The 22,647-nt window shown below is 63.9% G+C and carries 16 protein-coding genes and 1 tRNA gene; 9 read left to right on the plus strand and 8 right to left on the minus strand.

From position 1 onward, the window contains the following. Positions 1-32 precede the first annotated feature (32 nt). Positions 33-2,894 (minus strand): 2-oxoglutarate dehydrogenase E1 component, encoded by a 2,862-nt coding sequence (locus ACE3UG_RS08390; RefSeq protein WP_374622226.1) that lies wholly within the window; start codon positions 2,892-2,894, stop codon positions 33-35. A 573-nt stretch (positions 2,895-3,467) separates the two neighbouring features. Here ACE3UG_RS08390 and ACE3UG_RS08395 point away from each other — a divergent pair. Both ACE3UG_RS08395 and ACE3UG_RS08400 read left to right on the plus strand, forming a co-directional pair. Continuing rightward, positions 3,468-5,303, plus strand: coding sequence for an assimilatory sulfite reductase (NADPH) flavoprotein subunit (locus tag ACE3UG_RS08395; RefSeq protein WP_374622228.1), 1,836 nt, complete (start codon positions 3,468-3,470; stop codon positions 5,301-5,303). A gap of 80 nt (positions 5,304-5,383) precedes the next feature. After that, the gene (locus tag ACE3UG_RS08400; protein ID WP_374622230.1) at positions 5,384-7,108 is read left to right on the plus strand and encodes an NADPH-dependent assimilatory sulfite reductase hemoprotein subunit; all 1,725 of its coding nucleotides are present in this window, start codon (positions 5,384-5,386) and stop codon (positions 7,106-7,108) included. Positions 7,109-7,227: 119 nt separating this feature from the next. Here the strand turns inward: ACE3UG_RS08400 and ACE3UG_RS08405 are convergent, their stop codons facing one another. Both ACE3UG_RS08405 and ACE3UG_RS08410 read right to left on the minus strand, forming a co-directional pair. Continuing rightward, complete coding sequence (locus tag ACE3UG_RS08405; RefSeq protein WP_374622233.1) at positions 7,228-7,635, minus strand: hypothetical protein; 408 nt, start codon at positions 7,633-7,635, stop codon at positions 7,228-7,230. Positions 7,636-7,747: 112 nt separating this feature from the next. Further along, positions 7,748-9,361: a methyl-accepting chemotaxis protein gene (locus tag ACE3UG_RS08410; RefSeq protein ID WP_374622236.1), complete on the minus strand. Its 1,614-nt coding sequence runs from the start codon at positions 9,359-9,361 to the stop codon at positions 7,748-7,750. 334 nt (positions 9,362-9,695) lie between these two features. Here ACE3UG_RS08410 and ACE3UG_RS08415 point away from each other — a divergent pair, with 334 nt between their 5' ends. From ACE3UG_RS08415 to ACE3UG_RS08430, 4 genes are all read left to right on the plus strand, one after another. Further along, positions 9,696-9,998: a hypothetical protein gene (locus ACE3UG_RS08415; RefSeq protein ID WP_374622238.1), complete on the plus strand. Its 303-nt coding sequence runs from the start codon at positions 9,696-9,698 to the stop codon at positions 9,996-9,998. 297 nt (positions 9,999-10,295) lie between these two features. After that, positions 10,296-12,791: a penicillin-binding protein 1A gene (locus tag ACE3UG_RS08420; protein ID WP_374622240.1), complete on the plus strand. Its 2,496-nt coding sequence runs from the start codon at positions 10,296-10,298 to the stop codon at positions 12,789-12,791. Between the two features lie 187 nt (positions 12,792-12,978). Then, entirely contained in the window at positions 12,979-13,788 is an 810-nt protein-coding gene (locus ACE3UG_RS08425; RefSeq protein WP_374622242.1) for an AzlC family ABC transporter permease, read from the plus strand. After that, positions 13,785-14,108, plus strand: a complete 324-nt coding sequence (locus ACE3UG_RS08430; protein ID WP_374622245.1) for an AzlD domain-containing protein — start codon at positions 13,785-13,787, stop codon at positions 14,106-14,108. The genes ACE3UG_RS08425 and ACE3UG_RS08430 overlap by 4 nt, the downstream gene beginning before the upstream one ends. A 134-nt stretch (positions 14,109-14,242) precedes the next feature. Here ACE3UG_RS08430 and gshA read toward each other — a convergent pair whose 3' ends face one another. Then, positions 14,243-15,805, minus strand: coding sequence for a glutamate--cysteine ligase (gene gshA / locus ACE3UG_RS08435; protein ID WP_374622506.1), 1,563 nt, complete (start codon positions 15,803-15,805; stop codon positions 14,243-14,245). A 273-nt stretch (positions 15,806-16,078) separates the two neighbouring features. Here gshA and ACE3UG_RS08440 point away from each other — a divergent pair, with 273 nt between their 5' ends. Continuing rightward, positions 16,079-16,852 carry a sulfite exporter TauE/SafE family protein gene (locus ACE3UG_RS08440; RefSeq protein WP_374622247.1) on the plus strand — a complete coding sequence of 258 codons (774 nt, stop codon included), beginning with the start codon at positions 16,079-16,081 and terminating at the stop codon, positions 16,850-16,852. A 36-nt stretch (positions 16,853-16,888) separates the two neighbouring features. On the opposite strand, the gene ACE3UG_RS08445 is transcribed toward ACE3UG_RS08440, so the two are convergent. Beyond that, positions 16,889-18,577, minus strand: a complete 1,689-nt coding sequence (locus tag ACE3UG_RS08445) for an AMP-binding protein (protein ID WP_374622250.1) — start codon at positions 18,575-18,577, stop codon at positions 16,889-16,891. Between the two features lie 269 nt (positions 18,578-18,846). Here ACE3UG_RS08445 and ACE3UG_RS08450 point away from each other — a divergent pair. Next, positions 18,847-18,923 (plus strand) — tRNA-Pro (locus tag ACE3UG_RS08450). A 194-nt stretch (positions 18,924-19,117) separates the two neighbouring features. Here ACE3UG_RS08450 and ACE3UG_RS08455 read toward each other — a convergent pair. Both ACE3UG_RS08455 and ACE3UG_RS08460 read right to left on the minus strand, forming a co-directional pair. Beyond that, positions 19,118-19,594 carry a DUF934 domain-containing protein gene (locus ACE3UG_RS08455; RefSeq protein WP_374622253.1) on the minus strand — a complete coding sequence of 159 codons (477 nt, stop codon included), beginning with the start codon at positions 19,592-19,594 and terminating at the stop codon, positions 19,118-19,120. Beyond that, positions 19,584-21,590, minus strand: coding sequence for a DUF2849 domain-containing protein (locus ACE3UG_RS08460; protein WP_374622256.1), 2,007 nt, complete (start codon positions 21,588-21,590; stop codon positions 19,584-19,586). The genes ACE3UG_RS08455 and ACE3UG_RS08460 overlap by 11 nt, the downstream gene beginning before the upstream one ends. Before the next feature lie 226 nt (positions 21,591-21,816). Between ACE3UG_RS08460 and ACE3UG_RS08465 the strand changes: the two genes are divergently transcribed. Then, positions 21,817-22,062 carry a hypothetical protein gene (locus tag ACE3UG_RS08465; RefSeq protein ID WP_374622259.1) on the plus strand — a complete coding sequence of 82 codons (246 nt, stop codon included), beginning with the start codon at positions 21,817-21,819 and terminating at the stop codon, positions 22,060-22,062. 128 nt (positions 22,063-22,190) lie between these two features. Here the strand turns inward: ACE3UG_RS08465 and ACE3UG_RS08470 are convergent, their stop codons facing one another. After that, entirely contained in the window at positions 22,191-22,550 is a 360-nt protein-coding gene (locus ACE3UG_RS08470; protein WP_374622262.1) for a hypothetical protein, read from the minus strand. Between the last annotated feature and the right edge of the window lie 97 nt (positions 22,551-22,647).

Genomic DNA, 22,647 nt, shown 5'->3' on the forward strand with positions numbered 1-22,647 from the left:
GGGGGAGGACGACCGCTGTAAGACCTAACCGGTTACTGCACCACGGTCGCGCCCTTGAGGCGACCGAAAGCCGTATCGAGCAACTGCTTGAGCTGTTCGTAGTGCTTGGCGTAGTAGCCCACGGCAGGCGAGGCCGAAGCCGCGCGACCCGCGTAAGCCAGTTTCTGACCGGCGCTCATGCTCTCGATCAGGTGGTGTTCGATGTAGAACCACGGACCCTGGTTTTGCGGCTCGTCCTGGGCCCACACCACTTCGGTGAGGTTTTCGTATTTCTTCAACTCGTTCTCGAACGCCTTGTGCGGGAACGGGTAGAGCTGCTCCACACGCACGATCGCGACGTCGTTCGACTTGTCTTCGCGACGGCGGGCGATCAGGTCGTAGTACAGGCGGCCCGAGCAGGCGACAACGCGCTTGACCTTCTTGGCGTCGATCGACGCATCGGTTTCGCCGATGACCGTCTGGAAACCGCCCTTGGCGAGTTCCGACAGGTCGCTCACGGCTTCCTTGTGGCGCAGCAGCGACTTCGGCGTGAACACGATCAACGGCTTGCGCAGTTGACGAATCATCTGACGACGCAGCAGGTGGAAGATCTGCGCCGGCGTGGTCGGCTGAACCACTTGCATGTTCGTGTCGGCGCACAGTTGCAGATAGCGCTCGATACGTGCCGACGAGTGTTCCGGGCCCTGACCTTCGTAGCCGTGCGGCAGCAGCATCGTCAGGCCGGAGACACGGCCCCACTTCACTTCGCCGCTCGAGATGAACTGGTCGATCACGACCTGCGCACCGTTGGCGAAATCGCCAAACTGGCCTTCCCACAACACCATCGTGTTCGGCTCGGCAGTCGAGTAACCGTATTCGAAGCCCAGCACGGCCTCTTCGGAGAGCACCGAGTCGATCACCGTGAAGCTGGCCTGGCCGTCGGCCACGTGTTGCAGCGGCACGTACGTACCGTCGTTCCAACGCTCGCGGTTCTGGTCGTGCAGCACGGAGTGGCGGTGCGTGAACGTACCGCGACCCGAATCCTGACCGGTCAGGCGCACAGCGAAGCCCGACGAGACCAGCGATGCGAACGCCAGATGTTCACCCATCCCCCAGTCGAGCGGCTGTTCGCCCGCGCCCATCTTGCGGCGGTCGTTGATCACCTTCTCGACGAGCGGGTGCACCTTGAAGTTCGCCGGGATCGTGGTGATACGCTCGGCCAGGCGCTTGAGTTCGTTCAGCGGCACGGCCGTGTCGCCGGCATCGGTCCACTTCTTGTTCAGGAACGGCACCCAGTCAACCGCGTACTTGCTCTTGTAGTTCGAGAGCACCGGGTCGATGGTGTGATGGCCGTCGTCCATCGCCGAGCGATAGGCCTTGACGAAGCCCTCGCCCTCTTCGGCGGTGATCACGCCCTGCGTGACCAGCTTCTCGACGTATAGCGCGCGCGTGCCCGGGTGTTGAGCAATCTTCTTGTACATCAGCGGCTGCGTGACCGCCGGGGTGTCCTGCTCGTTGTGGCCCAGCTTGCGGTAGCAAACGATGTCCACGACGGCGTCTTTCTTGAACTCCTGACGGAAGTCCAGCGCCAGTTGCATCGCCAGCACGACCGCTTCCGGATCGTCGCCATTCACGTGCAGCACCGGGGCCTCGATCATCTTGACCACGTCCGAGCAGTACGTCGTCGAACGCGCGTCACGCGGGTCCGACGTGGTGAAGCCGATCTGGTTGTTGATGACGATGTGCACCGTGCCGTACGTGCCGTATCCGCGCGTTTGTGCGAGGTTCAGCGTTTCCATCACGACGCCCTGCCCCGCGAAAGCGGCGTCACCGTGAACCTGCACCGGCAGTACGCTGGCCGCGTCGGCGTCGCCGCGACGGTCCATGCGGGCCTTGGCCGAGCCTTCGACCACCGGGTTCACGATTTCCAGGTGCGACGGATTGAACGCCAGCGACAAGTGCACCGGACCGCCACTCGTCGAGACGTCGCTCGAGAAGCCCTTGTGGTACTTCACGTCGCCCGCAGGCAGATCGTCGACATGCTTGCCTTCGAATTCGGCGAACAGATCCGACGGCATCTTGCCGAGGGTGTTGACCAGCACGTTCAGGCGGCCACGGTGGGCCATGCCGATCACGATTTCCTGCACGCCCTTGGCGCCGGCGTGGTGGACGAGTTCGTCCATCGCCACGATGAACGATTCGCCGCCTTCGAGCGAGAAGCGCTTCTGGCCGACGAACTTGGTGTGCAGGTAACGCTCGAGACCTTCGGCGGCCGTCAGGCGCTCCAGGATGTGCTTCTTCTTCTCGGCGGTGAAGTTGGGCGTTGCACGCACCTTCTCCAGACGCTCTTGCCACCAGCGCTTTTGCACCGGATCGCTGATATACATGTACTCGGCGCCGATCGAGCCGCAGTACGTATCGCGAAGCGACTTGAGCAGGTCGCGCAGGCTGGCCTGTTCGAAACCGAAGTACGTGTTCTCGGCCGAGTACACGCTATCCATGTCGGCTTCGGTCAGGTCGTAGAACGCGGGTTCCAGTTCCGGAATGGCCTGACGTTCCTGACGCTTGAGCGGGTCCAGGTTGGCCCAGCGTGCCCCCAGAAAGCGGTAGGCTGCGACGAGCGACTGCACATGCACCTGCTTGCGGGCCACGGCCAGATCGGAGGCACCGGCGTGCGACACGAAGGCGTTGGCCTTGGCGCGCTGGGCGAACGACTCCACGATCGGGGCGTGGGCCACGTCGTTGGCGTTGGAACCATCAACAGCGGGAACGTTTTGCAGCGCGTCGAAATACTGGCGCCAGTTGTCCGGCACGGAAGCCGGATTATCAAGATACGATTCGTACAGTTCTTCGACGTAGGGGGCATTGCCGCCGAAGAGGTACGAGTTCGCTTGGAATTGTTCCATCAAACTCATTTTGCGCTCACCTTTTCTACGAGTGTCTCGAGAAATAGCGGGTTACGAAACCTTCCGCGACACGGCCTGACCGATTAGCGGATTGCGAGAATCAAGTGGTGCTTGGAAGGACCTGATCAATCACGGCGAGGAGCATAGCACGTTTTGCGCGCCGCCACCGAGCCGGAAAGCCGTCGCACGGGGCCTTGCGGCGTGCCCGCCGCATGGGTCCCCATCTGGGCGTCCCGAGCGACCCAAAGCCCGCACAGGACGCACGCATCGTGCTCGCATCCGCCCCCGATTCCCCATCGCCTGCCATCGAATGGGCTGCGAACATGCCGTCATCGCGTGGGCGTCCACGCGGCGCAAAACGACGCAAACGGACGCCAAACGTCGTCAAACGAACCCCCTACGGCACGCGCCTCACGTCCATATGTCAATTGGGAATATAGAAATTAAATTTTATTATTTTAATTTCTAAGAACTCGCCGATATCGTGTTGAGTATCCCCTTGCCGGTCCGTCTGGGGGTGGCTCGACGGGTTCGACCCGCCCGAGCTGCCGCGCGGGCCCGGCCCTTGGAGCCAAGAACGACATGCACGAGACGACGCCCCTTTCCGCCCAGCAGGCCCAGTTACTCAGCCAACTGGTCGACGGTCTTTCCACCGAGCAACTCGCCTGGGTGCGAGGCTTCCTCGCGGGTATCAATCACTCGGTGCGCCAGGCCGGCGCTCAGGCGGCGCCCGTCGCGGCAGCGTCCGGTGCAGCCGCACCGCAGTTGACGATTCTGTACGGGTCGCAAACGGGTCATGCGCAGGAAGTGGCCGAGCATGCCAAAGCGCGTGCAGTCGCCGCTGGCTTCAAGGTCGATCTGTTTGCGATGGGCGATTACAAGGCGTCGCGTCTGAAGAACGACAAGCTGCTGCTCGTTGCCGTGTCGACGCAAGGCGAAGGCGAGCCGCCCGACGATGCCCGCGATTTCTACGATTTCCTGCACGGTGAAAAGGCGCCCAGGCTCGAAGGCACCCGCTTTGCAGTGCTCGGACTGGGGGATTCCAGCTACGAGAAGTTCTGCCAGGCGGGCAAGGACTTCGATGCCCGGCTGAACGCACTGGGCGCCGAACGGCTCGTCGCGCGCGTCGATAGCGACGTCGACTACGACGCCCCCGCCGAGCGCTGGATCGAAGAGACCGTCGAGGCCGTCAAACGCGTGGCGGCACCGGCCGAGGCCGGCCGGGGCACAGGCGTCACGGAGGGGTTCACCCTCGCCTCGTTCGCGAGCAGTGTCGCGCCGGCCGCCGCGTCGAGTCAATACAGTCGCAAGCACCCTTTCGACGCCACCGTAATCGAGAACATCACGCTCTCCGGGCGCGGCTCGTCGAAGGAAGTCCATCACATCGAACTCTCGCTCGAAGGCTCGGGCCTCACGTACGAGCCGGGCGACGCACTGGGTGTGGTCGTGCAGAACGACGCAACACTCGTCGACACGCTCATCGATACGCTCGCGCTCGACCCGCAGGCCACGACGACCACGCACGACAGCACACTGTCGTTGCGAGACGCCTTCCTGCGCGCGTACGACATCACGACACTCTCGCGCGCGTTCCTCGAGAAGTACGCCGCGCTGGCGGAATCGACGGAACTCAAGGCGCTGCTTGGCGCTGGCAACGAAACGGCCTTGCGCGACTACCTCCATGGGCGCGACGTGATCGACGTGGTACGCCAGTTCCCCGCCCGCAAGGTGAAGGCGGCCGAGTTCGTCGGCACGCTGCGCACGCTCCAACCCCGCCTGTACTCAATTGCATCGAGTCTGGCCGCGAATCCGGACGCCGTGCACATGACCGTGGGCGCCGTGCGCTACGAGAGCCACGGCCGTTCGCGTCGGGGCGTGGCGTCGACGTACCTCGCCGACATCGCCCGCGAAGGCGAGACGGTGCCCGTCTACATCGAAGCGAACCGCAACTTCAAGCTGCCCTCGGATAGCCACGCGCCGGTCATCATGATTGGCCCGGGCACCGGCATCGCGCCGTTCCGCGCGTTCGTGGAGGAACGCCAGGCACTCGACGCGCCGGGCAAGAACTGGCTCTTCTTCGGCGATCGCAACTTCCGCACCGACTTTCTCTACCAGCGCGAATGGCAGCGCTACGTGAAGGACGGCGCGCTCACGAAGATCGACCTCGCGTTCTCGCGTGACACCGAAGACAAGGTCTACGTGCAGCACCGCATGCGCGAACAGGGCAAGGAACTCTATGCATGGTTGCAGGAAGGCGCCCATCTATACGTCTGCGGCGATGCCGATCAGATGGCGCGCGACGTGAACACCGCGCTCATCGACATCATTGCGGAGCACGGGGGGGTGCCCTCGGACGCCGCCGCCGAGTATGTGAAGACGCTGCAACGCGAAAAGCGCTACCAGCGTGACGTGTACTGATTGCCGACCGGCTCACCGATCAACGGTCCTCCCGACAAGACCTGCGCGCTCCGCCCGCGCTCACCGATACAGCAGACCTCATGACGCAAACTACGCAAGCCAGCGCCGCCCCATCGGCGGCGCGCTCCGAAGTCGAGAAGATCAAGGACGTCAGCAATTACCTGCGCGGCACGATTGCCGAGGGTCTTGCCGATCCGCTCACGGGTGCGATCTTCGAGAAGGACGCACAACTGCTCAAGTTCCACGGCTCGTACATGCAGGACGACCGTGACCTGCGCGGCGAACGTCAGAAGCAGAAACTCGAGCCCGCATACCAGTTCATGATCCGCCTGCGCATGCCCGGCGGGGTGTGCACGCCCGCGCAATGGCTCAAGCTCGACGACCTTGCGCAGAAATATGGCGGCAACACGATCCGGCTGACGACACGTCAGACGGTGCAGTACCACAACGTGCTCAAGCACCAACTGCGCCCGCTCATCCGGGGGATCGACGAAGTGGCGATGACGAGCATTGCCGCATGCGGCGACGTCAATCGCAACACGCTCGTCTCGAACAACCCGCACCGCTCGCCTGCGCATGCCGAGGCGCTCGATTGGTGCCTGAAGATCGACCAGCACCTGCTGCCGCAGACCACGGCGTATCGCGAAATCTGGCTGGGCGACAAGCGCCTGGGCGCGGGCAAGGAAGATCACGAACCGATCTACGGCAAGCACTATTTGCCGCGCAAGTTCAAGATCGCGATTGCGATTCCGCCGAACAACGACGTCGACCTTTACGCCAACGATCTGGGCTTTATCGCCATCGTGGGCAGCGACGGCAGGCTCGAAGGCTTCAACGTGACGGTCGGCGGAGGCATGGGCATGACCCACGGCGACGCCGCAACCTACCCGCGTACGGCGACGGTCATCGGCTATACGCCGGCCGATCGCATCGTCGACGTGGCCGAGAAAGTGCTGCTCGTGCAACGCGACTTCGGCGACCGCACGAACCGCAAGCATGCCCGACTGAAATACACCATCGATGACCGCGGCGTGGCGTGGTTCAAGGAAACGCTCAACCGTTATCTCGGCTGGGATCTGGCGCCCGAGCGAGCCTTCGCGTTCACGACGAACGGCGATCAGTATGGCTGGCTCAAGGGCGCGGACGATCTGTGGCATCTCACGCTCTTCATCCAGAACGGCCGTGTGAAGGATTGGGAGGATTACCGCCTGATGACGGGGCTGCGCGAAATCGCCAAGGTGCATGACGGCGACATCCGCATCACCGGCAATCAGAACCTGATCGTCGCCCGCGTGAGCGAGGCGCAGAAGCCGCAAATCGACGCGCTGGTGAAGCAGTTCGGCCTGCTCGACGGCAAACACCAAAGCGCGCTGCGCGTCAACTCGATGGCCTGCGTCGGCTTCCCGACGTGCGGGCTGGCGCTGGCCGAGAGCGAGCGTGCCCTGCCCGGCCTGGTCACACGGCTAGAGAAAGTGCTCGACGACGCGGGTCTTGCGGGCGAGCCGATCACGCTGCGCGCCACAGGCTGTCCGAATGGCTGCGCCCGACCGTACATTGCGGAAATCGGTCTGGTCGGCAAATCGGCCGGCAAGTACAACCTGTACCTTGGCGCAGGCTTCCATGGCCAGCGTCTGAACAAGCTGTACAAAGAGTCGGTGAGCGAAGACCAGATCGTCACGGAACTCACGCCGCTCTTCCAGCGTTACGCGAAGGAACGTAATGCCGGCGAGAAGTTCGGCGATTTCCTCGTGCGGGAGGGCGTGGTCAAGGAAGTGATCGAAGCCCGCGAGGACTTCCACGGTTGAACACTTGCGCGCGCCGGAGTCGCTACGCGATCGGTGAGCGTGCGTAGAACGAGCGGATGAGCGAACGTGCGGACGTTCGCGCGTTCGGCCCGCTGACCCTCGCTGCCCCTCGCTGGCACTCAGTCGCTGCTGCCCGAATACGGCACCATGCAGTGCTTGACGGTCGCCTCGTAGTCGCGCGACAAATGGCTGCCGGGAATCTCGAAGTACTGCACCCGTGCGCCGTAGCCACCTTGCATGATGTCGACGTACGGGTTGTAGATGGCTTTGCCCTCGGCGTTCTGACCGCGATACACGCGCACGCGATCGGCCCCTTGACGGGCATACGACGTCGAGTCGACGTTCGGCGACAGCTCGCTCCAGCCGTGATAGACGCAGTTGAGCACCATGAACCGGTCAGCGCCGGTTCCCTGGTCGAGCAGTCGCCCCGCTGCCGGATCGGGCCGGCTCATCTGGTTGATCGGGCCACATCCTGCCACTCCGCCGGCCAGAACCGCCACTGCCGCCATCAGCGCCACTCGCTTCATACTTCGACACCCTAAACTGAGCAAAAGATGGGCAATGTTACCCGGTTCGGCGCGCCGCCGCCATGAACACGCCCGTCCCGCCGCCGTTTTGCGACGCCGCGCCTTGCCTGCCTCAAGCTGCCAGGGACAGCGGCACGGCACGCAATGCGGGCCGTCTCGCGCCGCCCGATGCCGGCGCGTCGTCGCCCAAGCGGAATCGCGCCATCTCCTCGCGCAGCACGTTCGTCTGGTCCTCCAGCGACGCGGCGGCGGCGGCGGCCTGCTCCACAAGCGCCGCATTCTGCTGCGTGACGGTATCCATTTGCGTGACCGCCTGATTCACTTGCTCGATGCCGCCGCTCTGCTCGTCGGACGCCGCAGAAATCTCCCCCATGATGTCGGTCACCCGTTGCACCGCCTGGAGAATGTCGTCCATCGTGCGCCCGGCCTCCGCCACCAGCGTGGAACCATCGGCGACCTTCTGCGCCGAGGTCTCGATCAGCGCCTTGATCTCGCGTGCAGCGGTCGCACTGCGCTGCGCCAGCGTGCGCACTTCACCCGCCACCACGGCGAAACCCCGTCCCTGCTCGCCTGCGCGCGCGGCCTCCACGGCGGCGTTGAGCGCGAGAATGTTGGTCTGGAAGGCAATCCCGTCGATCACGCCAATGATGTCGACCACCTGCGACGAACTGGCCGAGATGCCTTGCATCGTGTCGACCACGCGGGCCACGACCTGACCGCCGCGCGACGCGATATCCGAGGCGTTGACGGCCAGTTGGCTCGCCTGACGCGCGTTGTCGGCGTTCTGCTTGACCGTCGCCGTCAGTTCTTCCATCGACGAAGCCGTCTCCTCCAGCGACGCAGCCTGCTGCTCCGTGCGCGCCGAAAGGTCGGTATTGCCCGCCGAGATTTCCGCCGTGGCCGTCGCCATCGCATCGCAACTGCGGCGCACGCCGCGAATCGTGTCCGCGAGACGCGCCTGCATCGCTTCGAGTCCGCGCATGAGCATCGACATTTCGTCCTTGCCGCGCACCTGTACCGCATTGTCCAGCCGGCCCGCCGAAATGTGCTCGAAGTGCGCCAGCGCCTCGCTCAGCGGGCGCATGATCGCACCACGCAACGAGAAGTAGCAGGCGATGGCCATGAGTACGCCGAGCGCCGTCGCGCCGATGCTCAACCAGCGAAACGCCGCCAGCGTCGCCATCGACGCGTCGTAGGTATCGTGACCGAGCTTCAGCTTGTACGCGGCGAGCGCATCGCTGGCCGCCGTGAGTTCCGCGTAACGCTTGGGCAGCACGTCCATCGTAAGGTGATCCATGGCCGTTCGATCGCGCGCGTCGATGGCGGCGAGCATCGGCGTCATGCCCTGGTCGAAGAATCGCGTGCGCCGGGCGGCAACTTCGTCGGCCATGCGCTGCTCCTCGGCGCCACGCGGCAACGCCTGATAGGCGAGCCATGCCGCGTTCGCGTCCTTGATCATGCCGCGTGCACGCGCGGCGATCTTGTCCCCATCGGGCGATTCGGGATGAAGCACCACGCGATCGAGAATGGCCCGCGTGCGTGCAAGCGTCGCGTTGTCTTTGCCCAGCTCGACGGTGGCGGCGAGGTGATGGGCATAGGTTTCGCGAAGCGCGTCGCCGGTGCGTGTCATGCCGGCAATCCCCAGTGCGCCCAATAGAATCAGTAATGCAGCCAGCAACGCCATCGTCATGCCCAGGCGTGCCTTGATCGAGAAGCTACGCAACATGCTGTTGTCTCCGTCGTACGTAGTGGGTTCCATCCCCTGCCCGGCCTCTGTCGGGCCGGTACTATGTGTCACATCGGCGCGTCGGACGCCAGACTTGAGCATCGTGCGGGTTTACGTGCCCATGCGCCAAGGCATCGATCCACAGGCGTTCGGTGCGAATCGAGCGACCGCGATCGAGCAATGTCGAGCGATGGCGAGCGATGCACCACGCGCCGCCCGTCTCGCACCTCGAAACAGTCAGTGTCGATGAGCGGCGACGCGTCACCGCCGATGACAACGGGGAGTGGGCTCGATCTTATGTCATTTTTATAGATACCTGCGATATATTCGAATCATGATCGAAGGATTGGAAAAACTGCTGGCCGCCGGTAAAGACAACGCGTTGCTGCGCTTCGGACTCGGCAAGGCCTATCTGGACGCGCACGACTTCCCGGTCGCGGCCGATCATCTGACCCGTTGCGTGGCGTTCGATCCGGCGTACACGGCCGCCTGGAAGTTGCTGGGCAAAGCGCGGCAGGGCGCAGGCGATCGGGACGGCGCGCGTGAGGCATGGACACAAGGAATCGCGACCGCGCAGGCGCACGGCGACCGGCAGGCCGAGAAAGAAATGACCGTCTTTCTCAAGCGGCTGGGCTGACGCCGTCTCGATCGACGTGCGAAATTCACTCAACCGGCGTGTACGTTGCTGACGTGGTATCGTGCGGCTTGCCCTGTTGAGATGCCATCGACATGCCTGCAACCTCGACTTGGCTTGCCTGGCAGGCGCACAAACCGGGCGACGGCCGAGCCATTGTCCGAGCGCCAATCGCGCGTGTTCGCCCCGAAGCGTGGCATACTGCTCCGATTTCGCCGCTCGGCGGGGTTCCACTTACCGCTGGCCGGCTGGCCTGTTCCCATCCTGCAATTTTCGTTGGGTATGTCCTTGAAGCATTGTTTGCCGCCTCGTGCACCGTCTCATCCGGCGCACCGCAAGTCTCCCGTCGTTACGCCCCAGGCGCTGTCGCCGCACGCCGCCTCGCCCTCCGCTCCCGGTGGGCAACGCGGCTTCGGCACGCTCGCCGCCGTCCTTGCCACGTTGGTAGGCCTGGCGGTCGTGGGTGCCCTGCTCGTCGGTTACGCGCTGATCGTCATGCGTCCGAACCTGCCCTCGCTGGACGTCATTACCGATTACCGGCCCAAGGTGCCGCTGCGCGTCTATACGTCCGATAACGTGCTGATTGGCGAATTCGGTGAAGAGCGCCGCCATCTGGTCACCATCGATCAGATTCCGGACGTCATGAAGAAGGCCGTGCTCGCGATCGAGGACTATCGTTTCTACGATCACGGCGGCGTCGACTTCATCGGCATTCTGCGTGCCGGCGTGTCGGACGTGCTGCACGGCGGTGCGGCGCAGGGGGCCAGCACGATCACGATGCAGGTCGCGCGCAACTTCTTCCTCTCGCGGGAAAAGACAGCGACGCGCAAGATCTACGAAATGCTGCTCGCCTACAAGATCGAGTCGGCCCTGTCCAAGGACAAGATCCTCGAGCTGTATATGAACCAGATCTATCTGGGGCAACGCGCCTATGGTTTCGCGAGCGCCGCGCGCATTTACTTCGGCAAGGACCTGAAGGACATCACGCTCGGCGAGGCGGCCATGCTTGCCGGATTGCCCAAGGCGCCGTCCGCCTACAATCCGATCGTCAACCCGAAACGCGCGAAGATTCGTCAGGAATACATCCTCAAGCGCATGCTCGATCTGGGTTACATCTCGCGCAGTCAATACGAAGACGCGTTGCACGAGTCGATCCGCACCCGTACCTCCGGCAACGAGTACAACGTGCATGCCGAGTACGTCGCCGAGATGGTGCGCCAAGCCGTGTACGACGAGTACAAGGAAGACGCCTACACACGCGGCCTGACGGTCATCACGACGCTCGACTCCAAAAAGCAGGAAGCGGCGTATGACGCCGTGCGCATGGGCGTGCTCGACTACGAGCGCCGCCACGCATACCGCGGCCCTGAGGACTTCGTCGAGCTGCCGGCCGCAATGCCCGATCGCCAGCAGGTGATCGAAGACACGCTGCTGGAGCATCCCGACAATGGCGATTTGATTGCGGCGGTGGTGGTGTCCGCCAGTACGTCGCAGGTCACCGCGGTGCCGCTTTCGGGCGACGCGGTGGTCGTGAGCGGCGACGGCATCGGTTTTGCCGCCCCCGCGCTCTCGGCCAGGGCCAGCGAAAAGGTGCGCATCCGTCCGGGCTCGGTCATCCGCGTGATGAAAGATGCGCGCGGCAAGTGGCGCATTACGCAGTTGCCGGAGGTGCAAGGCTCGCTCGTCTCGCTCTCGCCGGACGACGGTGCGATTCGTGCGCTGGTCGGCGGCTTCGATTTCAATCAGAGCAAGTTCAACCGTGCGACGCAGGCATGGCGTCAGCCAGGCTCGACCTTCAAGCCGGTCGTGTACTCGGCGGCCATCGAGAAAGGCGTGAGCCCGGCGACGATGGTCATGGACGGCCCGCTCAATCTGCCACCCGCCCAGACCGGCGGTCAGGCGTGGGATCCGCATGACGACGACGCCTTCAGCGGTCCAATGACCGTGCGCGAAGGTCTGCAACGCTCGAAGAACCTCGTGGCGATTCGTCTGCTGCAATTTGCCGGCACGCAATATACGCAGAGCTACGCCACGCGCTTCGGCTTCGACGCCGACAAGGTGCCACCGTATCTGCCGATGGCCCTCGGCGCCGGGCAGACCACGCCGTTGCAACTGGCCGGCGCGTACGCGGTGTTTGCGAATGGGGGCTACCGTGTCGCGCCGTATCTGATCAGCGAGATCCGCGACGCGCACGGCAACGTGCTTAACAAGGCTACGCCGGTGGTTGCAGGCGTGAACGCCGCTCGCGCCATTTCCGCGCCGAATGCGTACATCATGAACAGTTTGCTGCAAACGGTGGCGCAGCGCGGTACCGGCTCGGGCACGAACGTACTCAAGCGCACCGATCTGGCAGGCAAGACCGGAACCACCAACGACGCACTCGACGGCTGGTTCGCCGGCTATCAACATTCGCTCGTCGCCGTGGCGTGGCTCGGCTTCGACCAGCCTAAAACGCTCGGCAGCCGCGAATTCGGTGCGCAACTGGCGTTGCCGGTGTGGATCAAGTACATGGGCGTGGCGCTCAATGGCGTGCCGCAGCAGCAAATGGCCATGCCCGATGGGGTCAGCGTCGTGAACGGCGAGCTTTACGAGAGCGACAAGATGCCGGGCAATGGGTTTGTTGCAAGCATTGGTATCGACGACAACAGCGGCGGCTTCTCGTTGCCGTTCTTCGGCAACAATGCGCCCTCGCCTTCACCCGCCGCCCCGCCGCCTGCGGCTGCACAGCCTCCGTCGCCGGGCGGGGTCGATGCCAGCGAGAAAGCGCGCATTCTCGATATGTTCAAGCGTCCGTGATCGCGACCTGACGTCCGCCCGGTGTCATCGCGACGCGCACAAGGCACGGCCACCTGACGGGTGGCCGTTTTTCACAAGGACGCCCGTTCCCTGCCACAAGCGCAAGAACGTACAAGCGCGCGGCCCGGCGCGCACGCTATGCTCACGGCGTCCACCTTCAACCGTCCCTCCTCAGGAAAGTCTCACCATGCCGGCTCCGACCCGTGCGGCAAGTTTTGCCGCAGGCGCCCGTGACACCTTGCCGATGATCGTCGGCGCAGCCCCGTTCGGCCTGATCTTCGGTGCGCTGGTCGCCACCACACCGCTGGCGATGTGGCATGGGCAACTCATGTCGCTCACCGTTTTTGCCGGATCGAGTCAGTTCATCGCCGCCGGGCTGTTCGCCACCGGCGTGGGCTATCTCGTGCTCTGGGCGACGACGCTGATCGTCAATCTGCGGCATATGCTGTACGCGGCCAACCTGTTGCCGCACGTGGGGCATCTGAATTTGCGCTGGCGCGTCTTGCTGGGGTTCCTGTTGACGGACGAAACGTTCGCCGTCACCAGCAGCCATTTTCACCGTCATCCGGACGACCCCATGGGCCACTGGTATTTCCTTGGCTCGGGGCTGTCGATGTACATGAACTGGCAAGTCTGGACGCTTGCCGGACTGCTGTTCGGCGCCGCGTTCCCGCGCTTGCAAACGCTGGGCCTCGACTTCGCAATGGTCGCCACGTTCATCGCGATCATCGTGCCGCAGATGGCTCGCGCGCCGTGGGCCATCGCGACCGTCGTTGCAGGTGCGGCCTCGTATCTGTGTCACGACTTGCCGTACAAGCTCGGCTTGCTCGTCGCCGTGGCGCTCGGCATTGCGGCCGGCATGTTGGCGCTGCATGCAAAGCGCCGCGACGGTGCGCGGCCGTCGCGCCCGGCGCGAGACGGCAGCGTCGCCACGAACCGGTCGGACAAGCGTACCGGCGCGCGCTCGCAGGACACCTCTGCGGGAGGCGCACAATGAACTTTGCGCTGGCGATTCTCGGCATGGCGACGGTGACGTTCGCCGTCAAGGCCGGCATCTTCGTGCTGGGCGACCGCGTGCGGTTTCCCGAGTGGCTGCGCGAAGCGTTGTCGTTCGTCCCGGTGACCGTGCTCACGGCAATCATCGTGCCGATGACGCTTGCCCCGCACGGCAACGGACTCGAGTTGACGTGGCGCAATCCGCAACTCGTCGCGGCGCTTGTGGCGATTGCCGTATGCGCGGCGACGCGTCACCAGTTGCTCACCATCGGCGCCGGGCTGGCCGTCTTCTTCGCGTGGCAGTTCGGGGTGCTGGGCTAAAGCGCCGAAGCGCTAAAGCGCTTGGCTCGCGTCATTCGCGTCATTCGCATCGTCCGCGTCATGCATCAAAAAAAAGCGCCTCGCGTGAGACGCGTGGCGCTTGGTGCATCTGCCATGCAACGGCGTACAGCGTGTCAGAGGGCTGCGGTGTCGAGCGTCCCTGCGCGATAAGCGGTGACAAAAGCATCGAAGTCACCGACCTGCGTGCGTTCGAGTTCTGCCTGGGCATCGAGCGACTTGCGCGCCAGCGTTTCGAAGTGCTCGACAACGCTCGCCGCGAGCGGCCTGTCGCGCAGTGTCTGGGCATGCCGCTTGCTCTGTTCGAGCGCGAACGCCTGGAACGCGCCGCCTTCCGTGCCACGCAGCGGTTCGAGCGCGGCCATCACCCGTGCGGACGGCGTGAGCGACACGTCCTGCACCTTCGCGCGCTGCAGCGACATGGTATGCGCGTAGTGCGCACCGCCGCGCTGTGCGTCGAATGCGGCTGCCGTGCGGTCGATGCGATCGAGCAATGTCTCGGCCCAATCGAACAGCGTGATCTCTGCGCCCCCGCGATGCAGCACGAGGGCCGGCTTTCGACCTTCCTTGACGACGTGGGCGAAATTATCGCGATTCTCCATGTTCTCGGCGTTGGAGCATGACGGGCTGTCTTCGAGCGCGCAGAACAGCAGGAAGGCGTCGATGAAACGTGCGGTGTCGACATCGATGCCGACGGGCTCGAAGGGATCGATGTCGATGCAACGGACTTCGACGTACTGCACCCCGCGACGCGCAAGCGCCTGCACCGGCCGCTCGCCGCTGTGCGTTACACGCTTGGGACGAATGGTCGCGTAGAACTCGTTCTCGATTTGCAGGAGATTGGTCGAGAGCTGAATCCATTCGCCGTTGCGATGGGTGCCGAGCGCCTCATAGGCCGGATGCGGCTGGCTCACGGCTTGGGTGAGCGCGTCGATATAGCTGGGCAGGCAGTCGTAGCAAGGCGAGACTTCGGACTGCGCGCTGTTCTGGTAGCCGAGGTCGCTCATGCGCAGGCTGGTCGCATACGGCAGGCCGAGCGTGCCTTCGTCGAACGCATCGAGTCCATGGGCACGTCCGCGCAGGAACTCGGCGTGGAGCACTGGCGACGCGCCGAACAGATACATCAGCAGCCAGCTATAGCGACGGAAATTGCGAATGAGGGCGACGTAGCGGGCCGACTGATAGTCGCGCGCGGACTGCGTGGCGCCTTCACGCGCTCGCAGCAGTTCCCACAGCGGCTCGGCCAGCGAAAAATTGTAGTGAATGCCGGCGATGCATTGCATCGGCTTGCCATATCGCAGCGCGAGGCCACGTCGGTAGACATGCTTGAGCATGCCGATGTTCGACGTGCCGTAGTCGGCAATCGGAATCACGTCTTCCGGCGGCAGCGCAGGCGGCATCGAATCGCTCCACAGCAATTCTTCGCCGAGCTTGCGATAGGCGAACTGATGGATTTCGTCGAGACGCGCGATGACATCGGCGGCGTCGCGTTGGGGCGGCGTAATGAACTCGAGCAACGACTCGGAGTAATCGGTCGTGATCTCGTCGTTGGTCAGCGCCGAGCCGAGCGCGCGCGGATGCGGCGTCAGGGCGAGCGCGCCATTGGCTTCGACGCGCAGGGTTTCGCGCTCGATGCCCGACAAGCCCTCGCCGAGCAGCCCACGGTGGGCGGGCTGCATGATGAGGGCCAGGCGCCGGTCGAGCGGCTCGTGAGCGGCATGCTCTCCGGTGTGTTCGGTGTGTTCGTGTTGACGATTCTGTTTTTCCAACTTCCATCCCTCTGGGCAGGCGCAATGCTTGAACGCTCGATACGTGGCACCGCGCGAATTTGGCCTGAGCATAACTGAAAACGCCAAAGCGCGTCGGACGCCGTCGCAGCCTCAGGCGCTGCCTGAGCCCGCCTGCGCGAATGCCGCATTGGCGGCCCGGTGCGCCGCGTCGATACTGGCGCCATGATGCATACCCAACACCTGACCGGCCTCATCCCCCTGCTCGCGCTGGGGCTCGTGACATTTTTGCTCGCCGGCTTCGTCAAAGGCGTAATCGGGCTGGGCCTGCCGACGGTAGCCGTCGGACTACTCGGGCTGGCCATGCCCACGGCCGAGGCCGCTGCGCTGCTCATCGTGCCGTCGCTCGTGACCAATGTCTGGCAGTTGCTGGCGGGTCCGCGCTTTGCCGCGCTCGCGAGACGTCTGTGGCCAATGTTGACGGGCATTTGCGCCGGTACGTGGGCGGGCAGCGGATGGCTGGCCGGCGGCGGCCATCTTGCCGGAATAGCGTTGGGCGTGGCACTTCTCGCTTATGCAGTGCTGGGACTCGCAGCGGTTCGCCTGCGTGTGCCGCCCCGCTGGCCCGCCGCAGGCGTGAGCGCGCTGGGCGGCGGCATTGGTGTGATCACCGGGCTGGTCACGGCGGCGACCGGCGTGTTCGTCATTCCCGCCGTGCCGTTCCTGCAGGCGCTCGATCTGGACAGCGACGATCTGGTGCAAGCGCTCGGTCTGTCGTTCACGGTGTCGACCGTGGCGCTCGCCGCCGGGCTGGCGCACGACGGCATCTTCCACGCGCATGCCATCGGCGCTTCACTGCTGGCGCTGGTCCCCGCGCTGGGCGGCATGTGCATCGGGCAGTGGGTACGTGCACGCGTGAGTGCGTCCGCCTTTCGGCGGTGCTTCTTCGTGGGGCTCGCCATGCTCGGGGCAGAGCTGGTGATTCAGCACATGCGCTGAGCGCGGGCGCGACGCGATCGGCTCGCTCCGGCGACGTCACTTGAGTTCGGCGAAATCGACGTCCCAGAACTCGCTCTCGCGGCGGCTTTCCAGGTTGCGCCCCGCTTCTGTGCGACGCAATTCAACGCGACGAATCTTGCCGGAGATCGTCTTCGGCAGATCGCAGAATTCGATGCGCCGGATGCGCTTGTAGGGCGCGAGGTGATCGCGGCAGAAGCGCAGAATGTCGAGTGCGAGTTCGTGGTCGGCGTGAAAACCCGCGCGCAGGGTGATGAATGCCTTTGGCACGGCCAGCCGTACCGGATCGGGACTCGGCACGACACCCGCTTCGGCCACGGCGGGATGTTTGATGAGTTCGCTTTCGAGCTCGAACGGGCTGATGCGATAGTCGGACGCCTTGAAGACATCGTCGGCGCGTCCGATGTACGTGAAGTAGCCGCGCTCGTCGCGCATGGCCACGTCGCCCGTATGGTAGTACCCATTGCGCATGACCTCGACGGTCTTCTCCCGGTCGTCCTCGTACCCTTGCATCAGGCCGGTCGGACGCGATGCCAACACGAGGGCGATTTCCCCCTCGTCGGCTTCGGCGCCGCCGTGATCGAGCAGCACTACGCGATACCCTGGCATCGGACGCCCCATCGCCCCGGCCTTGACGGTCTGCCCCGGCGAGTTGCCGATCTGGCAGCAGGTCTCGGTCTGGCCGTAGCCATCGCGAATCGTGATGTTCCAGGCGCGCCGGACCTGATCGATCACTTCGGGATTGAGCGGCTCCCCCGCGCCGATCAATTCTCGGAACTTCACCGCGTGGCGCGAGAGATCTTCCTGAATCATCATGCGCCAGACGGTGGGGGGCGCGCACAGCGTTGTAACGCCGCAGCGCGCGGCCGTCTCCAGGGCGGCACGGGCGTCGAAGCGCGAGAAGTTGTAGATGAAAATGGTTGCGCCGGCGTTCCACGGCGCGAAGAAGCAACTCCATGCGTGCTTCGCCCAGCCTGGCGAACTGATGTTCCAGTGGATGTCACCGGGTTGCAGGCCGAGCCAGTACATGGTGGCGAGATGGCCGACGGGGTAGCTTTGGTGCGTGTGCAGCACGAGCTTCGGACGCGACGTGGTGCCCGAGGTGAAGTAGAGCAGCAGCGGATCGGTCGCGAGCGTGGCGCCGTCGGGGATGAATTGATCCGAGGCATCGTAGGCTGGCGCGAGCGGCGTCCATCCGTCGGGCGGCTGATCGCCGACGGCGATGCGTCTATAGTCGCCGGGCAAGTCGGCGAATTTGTCGGCGTCGCGTGCGGTGGTGACGACATGGCGCACACGACCGCGTTCGAGCCGGTCGGCGAGGTCGCTTGCGGCGAGCAACGTGGTGGCGGGAATCATGACGGCGCCGAGCTTCATGCAGGCGAGCATGAGGTCCCAGAGTTCGACCTGATTGGGCAGCATGAGCAGCACGCGCTCACCGCGCGAGACGCCCTGCTCGCGCAGGAAATTGGCGACGCGATTGGAGCGGGTGGACATGGCGTCGAATGACAGACGCACTTCACGCCCATCTTCCTCGACGACCCAGAGGGCCGGATGATTGTTGCCGCGGGCCTGCGGATCGAAGAAATCCAGCGCCCAGTTGAAGCGGGTGAGCACGGGCCAACGGAAATCACGGTACGCCACATCGTAGTGGGCGCGCTGCGCGAGCAAAAGATCGCGTGCGGCCTCGAATCCCTGGATCTGCGGCATCGCTTGTCTCCGAGCCCCAATGGACAGGATTGGGCAGAATTCCATTATCGTGGCCCCTCCCGAATGCGACATTCGGGATAACCATCACGAGGCGAGGCGGGAAAGCGCGCGGCGAGCAGTGGTCGCGAGACCGACGATCGATGCGGCGATGGAAGGCCGGCCGACCACAAAAAATGTGCGTCGAATGCGCGCGTCCTCTTTCTTTTCTGCGAAAAGCTCTGCTATAATCGCGGTCTTTCGAGCAATGCTTCTAGACGACGCATTTCTCACGGGGCGTAGCGCAGCCTGGTAGCGTACCTGCATGGGGTGCAGGTGGTCGGAGGTTCAAATCCTCTCGCCCCGACCAGAATTAAACCCGCACAGTCATTGGCTGTGCGGGTTTTTTCGTATGGCGTGGGTGATGGCACCGAATACCCCGACATCGGGTGTCACCCAATGTTCGAGGCACCGCGTAGGAATGCTACGCAAGCGTGAAATCTCGGCGCGTTTCGCCGGGACCATCCAGCCCCCCCTGGCGCCCCGCCCCGTCACACTCGGCGCTCAGGCCGTCAGGCGCTCGAGCAGCGTCCTCGGACGCCCAGCGCGACCGGCCGCGGCAAGCGCCGCCTCGTGCCAGCGTGCCGTGGGCACGTCCAACGGCGAGAGCAGGCTATCAAAGCCGCACGCCCACAGCATCGCCAACTGATCGGGCAACAACGGACCCGAGGCGCGAATCGCCCCTTCGAAATGCCACGTTTCGCGCAGAATCTTCGCCAGCGTGAAACCGCGCCCGTCGCGCGTCTTCGGAAATTCGATCACGATGAGTTCAAGCCGCGGCAATAACGGCGCAATGCGCGCCGGTTCGTCGTGCCCCTGCACGTGAATACCGGCCGGCGCCACGCCCCGCTCGTCCGCAGCGAGCCACGCATCGAGCGGCAGTACACCTTTGTTGCTTTGCTGTGCCGGTGCTTCCGGCACGTCCGCACCGAGATACGTCCACACGTCGGCCACAGGCAATCCGTTCCGATCAATCAACATGCAAAGCTCCCTTGAATTCTTCCGCGCCGACGCGTCCAAGCGTGTCGATGAAGCGCTCGCCCTCGTTTCGCAGCGAGCGGTATCGCTCGAGAATGTTCTCGATCACTTGTGGCACCGCCTCGTAGGTGACGCCCGGGCCGAGAATCTTGCCGACGGCCGCGTTCTCGTCGGCCGATCCGCCCAGGGTGATCTGATAATTTTCCTTGCCCGCCTTGTCCACACCGAGAATGCCGATATGCGCGACGTGATGATGGGCGCACGCGTTGATGCACCCAGACACGTTAAGCGTGACCGGCCCGATATCGCGTTGCTGCGCCTCGGAAAAACGCAGCGCGATGCGTTGCGCCACCGGCACCGAGCGCGCATTGGCGAGCGCGCAATAGTCCAGGCCCGGGCAAGCGATCGCGTCCGATATCAGCCCAATGTTGGCCGTCGCCAGACCGGCTTCTTTCAAGCGCAACCATAACGCATGCAGTTCGTCGCGCTTCACGTGTGGCAGCACCAGATTCTGTTCGTGCGTAACACGCAGTTCATTGAATGAGTAACGCTCCGCCAGATCGGCCAGCAGCAACATCTCCTGCGCGCTGGCGTCGCCCGGAATACCGCCAGCCGGCTTGAGCGAGACGACCGCACTGATATAACCGGGCACCTTGTGCGCGTGCGTGCAGGTATCGACCCAGTGGCGAAATTCGAGCTCGCGCTCACACGCCTGTGCAAACGCTGCGGACTCGCCCGGCAACGTCTCGAACTCGGGCACGACGAAACGCGCGCGAATCGCCTCGACGACTTCGTCGCCCAGCGGCCGGTGCGAGAGCGCAATGCGCGCAAACTCCGCCTCGATCATCTCGATGAACTTCGCGGGCTGCATCTCCTTGATGAGGATCTTGATACGCGCCTTGTAAATGTTGTCGCGCCGCCCCAGCGCGTTGTACACGCGAAGAATGGCCTCGACGAAGCGCAACAGATCCGCCTCGGGCAACCACTCGCGCACGAGCGTGCCGACGATCGGCGTGCGCCCCAGGCCACCCCCCGCGTAAATCCGGAAGCCCACCTCGCCACGCTCGTTCGTGCGCGCGAGAATGCCAATGTCGTGAAAGCGCACAGCGGCTCGGTCCGTCTGAGCGCCGGTGATCGCGATCTTGAACTTGCGGGGCAGGTACGTGAATTCCGGATGGTCGGTCGACCATTGACGCAGAATCTCGGCATACACGCGCGGGTCGACGACTTCATCCTCCGCCGCCCCCGCGAACTGATCGGTCGTCACGTTCCGAATGCAGTTGCCGCTCGTCTGAATGGCGTGCAGATCCACATCGGCGAGCACCGAAAGGATCTCGGGCGACGCCGCAAGCGTCGGCCAATTGAACTGAAGGTTCTGGCGCGTGGTGAAGTGGCCATAGCCCTTGTCGTAACGGGTCGCCACATAGGCGAGCTGACGCAGTTGAATCGCGCTCAGCGTCCCGTACGGAATGGCAACGCGCAGCATATAGCCATGCAATTGCAAGTACAGGCCGTTCATCAGACGATAGACCTTGAACGCGTCCTCGCTGAGCTCGCCGGACAGCCGACGGGCCACCTGCTGCCCGAACTCGTTCGCGCGATCCTTGAGAAACGCGCGCTCGGCCGGGTCATAGCGATAGATACCGGCATGCTCCGGTGCGACGTTCAGCGCCGGCGCATGCGCCAGCGCGCCCTGAACCGTGCTTTGCGCGGCCTGCTTGCCCAGGTCTTCTCGAACCGACGGCCCGCGCGCGCGCAGTTGCTCACGAAAATCCACCGGGACCGGGCCGGCCTCGCCTGCGTGCGCCGGGCGCGGCATCGGATCGACGATCAGGTTGGCCGCCTGGGCGCGCTGCGCAGCCGTTTGCGCCTGATCGAGTTCCTGCGCGTCGAACACATGCGCATTGGCCAGGTCATCCACCCAGTTGTGTTGCTTGTCCAGCCAGACGACCAAGCCGTCTTGCAGCCGGTTTGCCGAAATCAGGTTGCCTGCATTCATTCCACGCTCTCAATACTTGTAGTCTGGGTCGCAAGTCGCGAGTCGACCGGCAGGCTATCAAGTGGCGCGGGAATATACGACCATTTAGTAGTTATGTAGGCATTACGCGATGTTGTTTGGACCCGCCGGCCGCGACACCGCCTCATGTCGCCGTCAAAAATAACTGTATTTTTATACAGTACTCATGCTACATTCCCGATCATGCAACTTCTTCGTGAGTGACACCATGAGCGACGCAAAATCCATCAAATTCATCGTCGTACCGTATCGGAAGAATCAGAACGGCGTATTGCAGCCCGGCGAGTTGCGTCAGGCAAGCACCGAGTTCGGCGCGGTACGCATTGCCCAATCCATGGCGTCCGGGTTTGCCGGCGTTGCGGCGTATGAGGTCCTGGTCGACGAAGAAGACGGCACGATGGATGCGCCGCGCATTCTCTTCCAGGAAGGCGCTATTCCCGCCATGGCCGAGTAATAGCCGAGTAGCCGAGTAGCCGAGTAGCCGAGTAGCCGAGTGGCTGAGTGGCTGAGTGGCTGAGTGGCTGAGTGGCCAAGTAATGGCCGATTAATGACCGACTCAGTGCGCTTGCGCTGACCCGCCCGCTATTGCGGCTTCGACGGCCGCTGGAGGCTGTCGAACGTCCGCGTCTGACGCGGATGTTCAAGATCTCGTGTGTCGAGCGCGCGGCGCGTTGCTGCGAGCCCCGGGTCGCTCGGCCCCTTGGCCGGCCCATTACGCTCACCTGCCGTGCGGTTGATGGTGTCGCTCGCGCTCTGGGCATCCGTCACGCTGGCCTTCGGTACGCCGAGCGCCGACGCCGCCGGGCCAAGCGTTGGCGATTGATTCGACTGGCGGAGACTCTTGAGCTCCCCGGCGCCCAGATACGACTGCGCATTCGCGTGACCGACTATCAATGCGCCCGTCATGCAAAGGCAGGCTGCAACGCATTGGCTTTGACGCATAGTTCTCCCTGTTGAATTGTTCGACACGTTCGACATGTTCGACGTGTTCGACGTGTTCGACGTGTTCGACGTGTTCGACGTGTCCGACGTGTTCGAC

The sequence above is a fragment of the Pandoraea sp. genome (genome assembly GCF_041919235.1).
Taxonomy (GTDB): domain Bacteria; phylum Pseudomonadota; class Gammaproteobacteria; order Burkholderiales; family Burkholderiaceae; genus Pandoraea.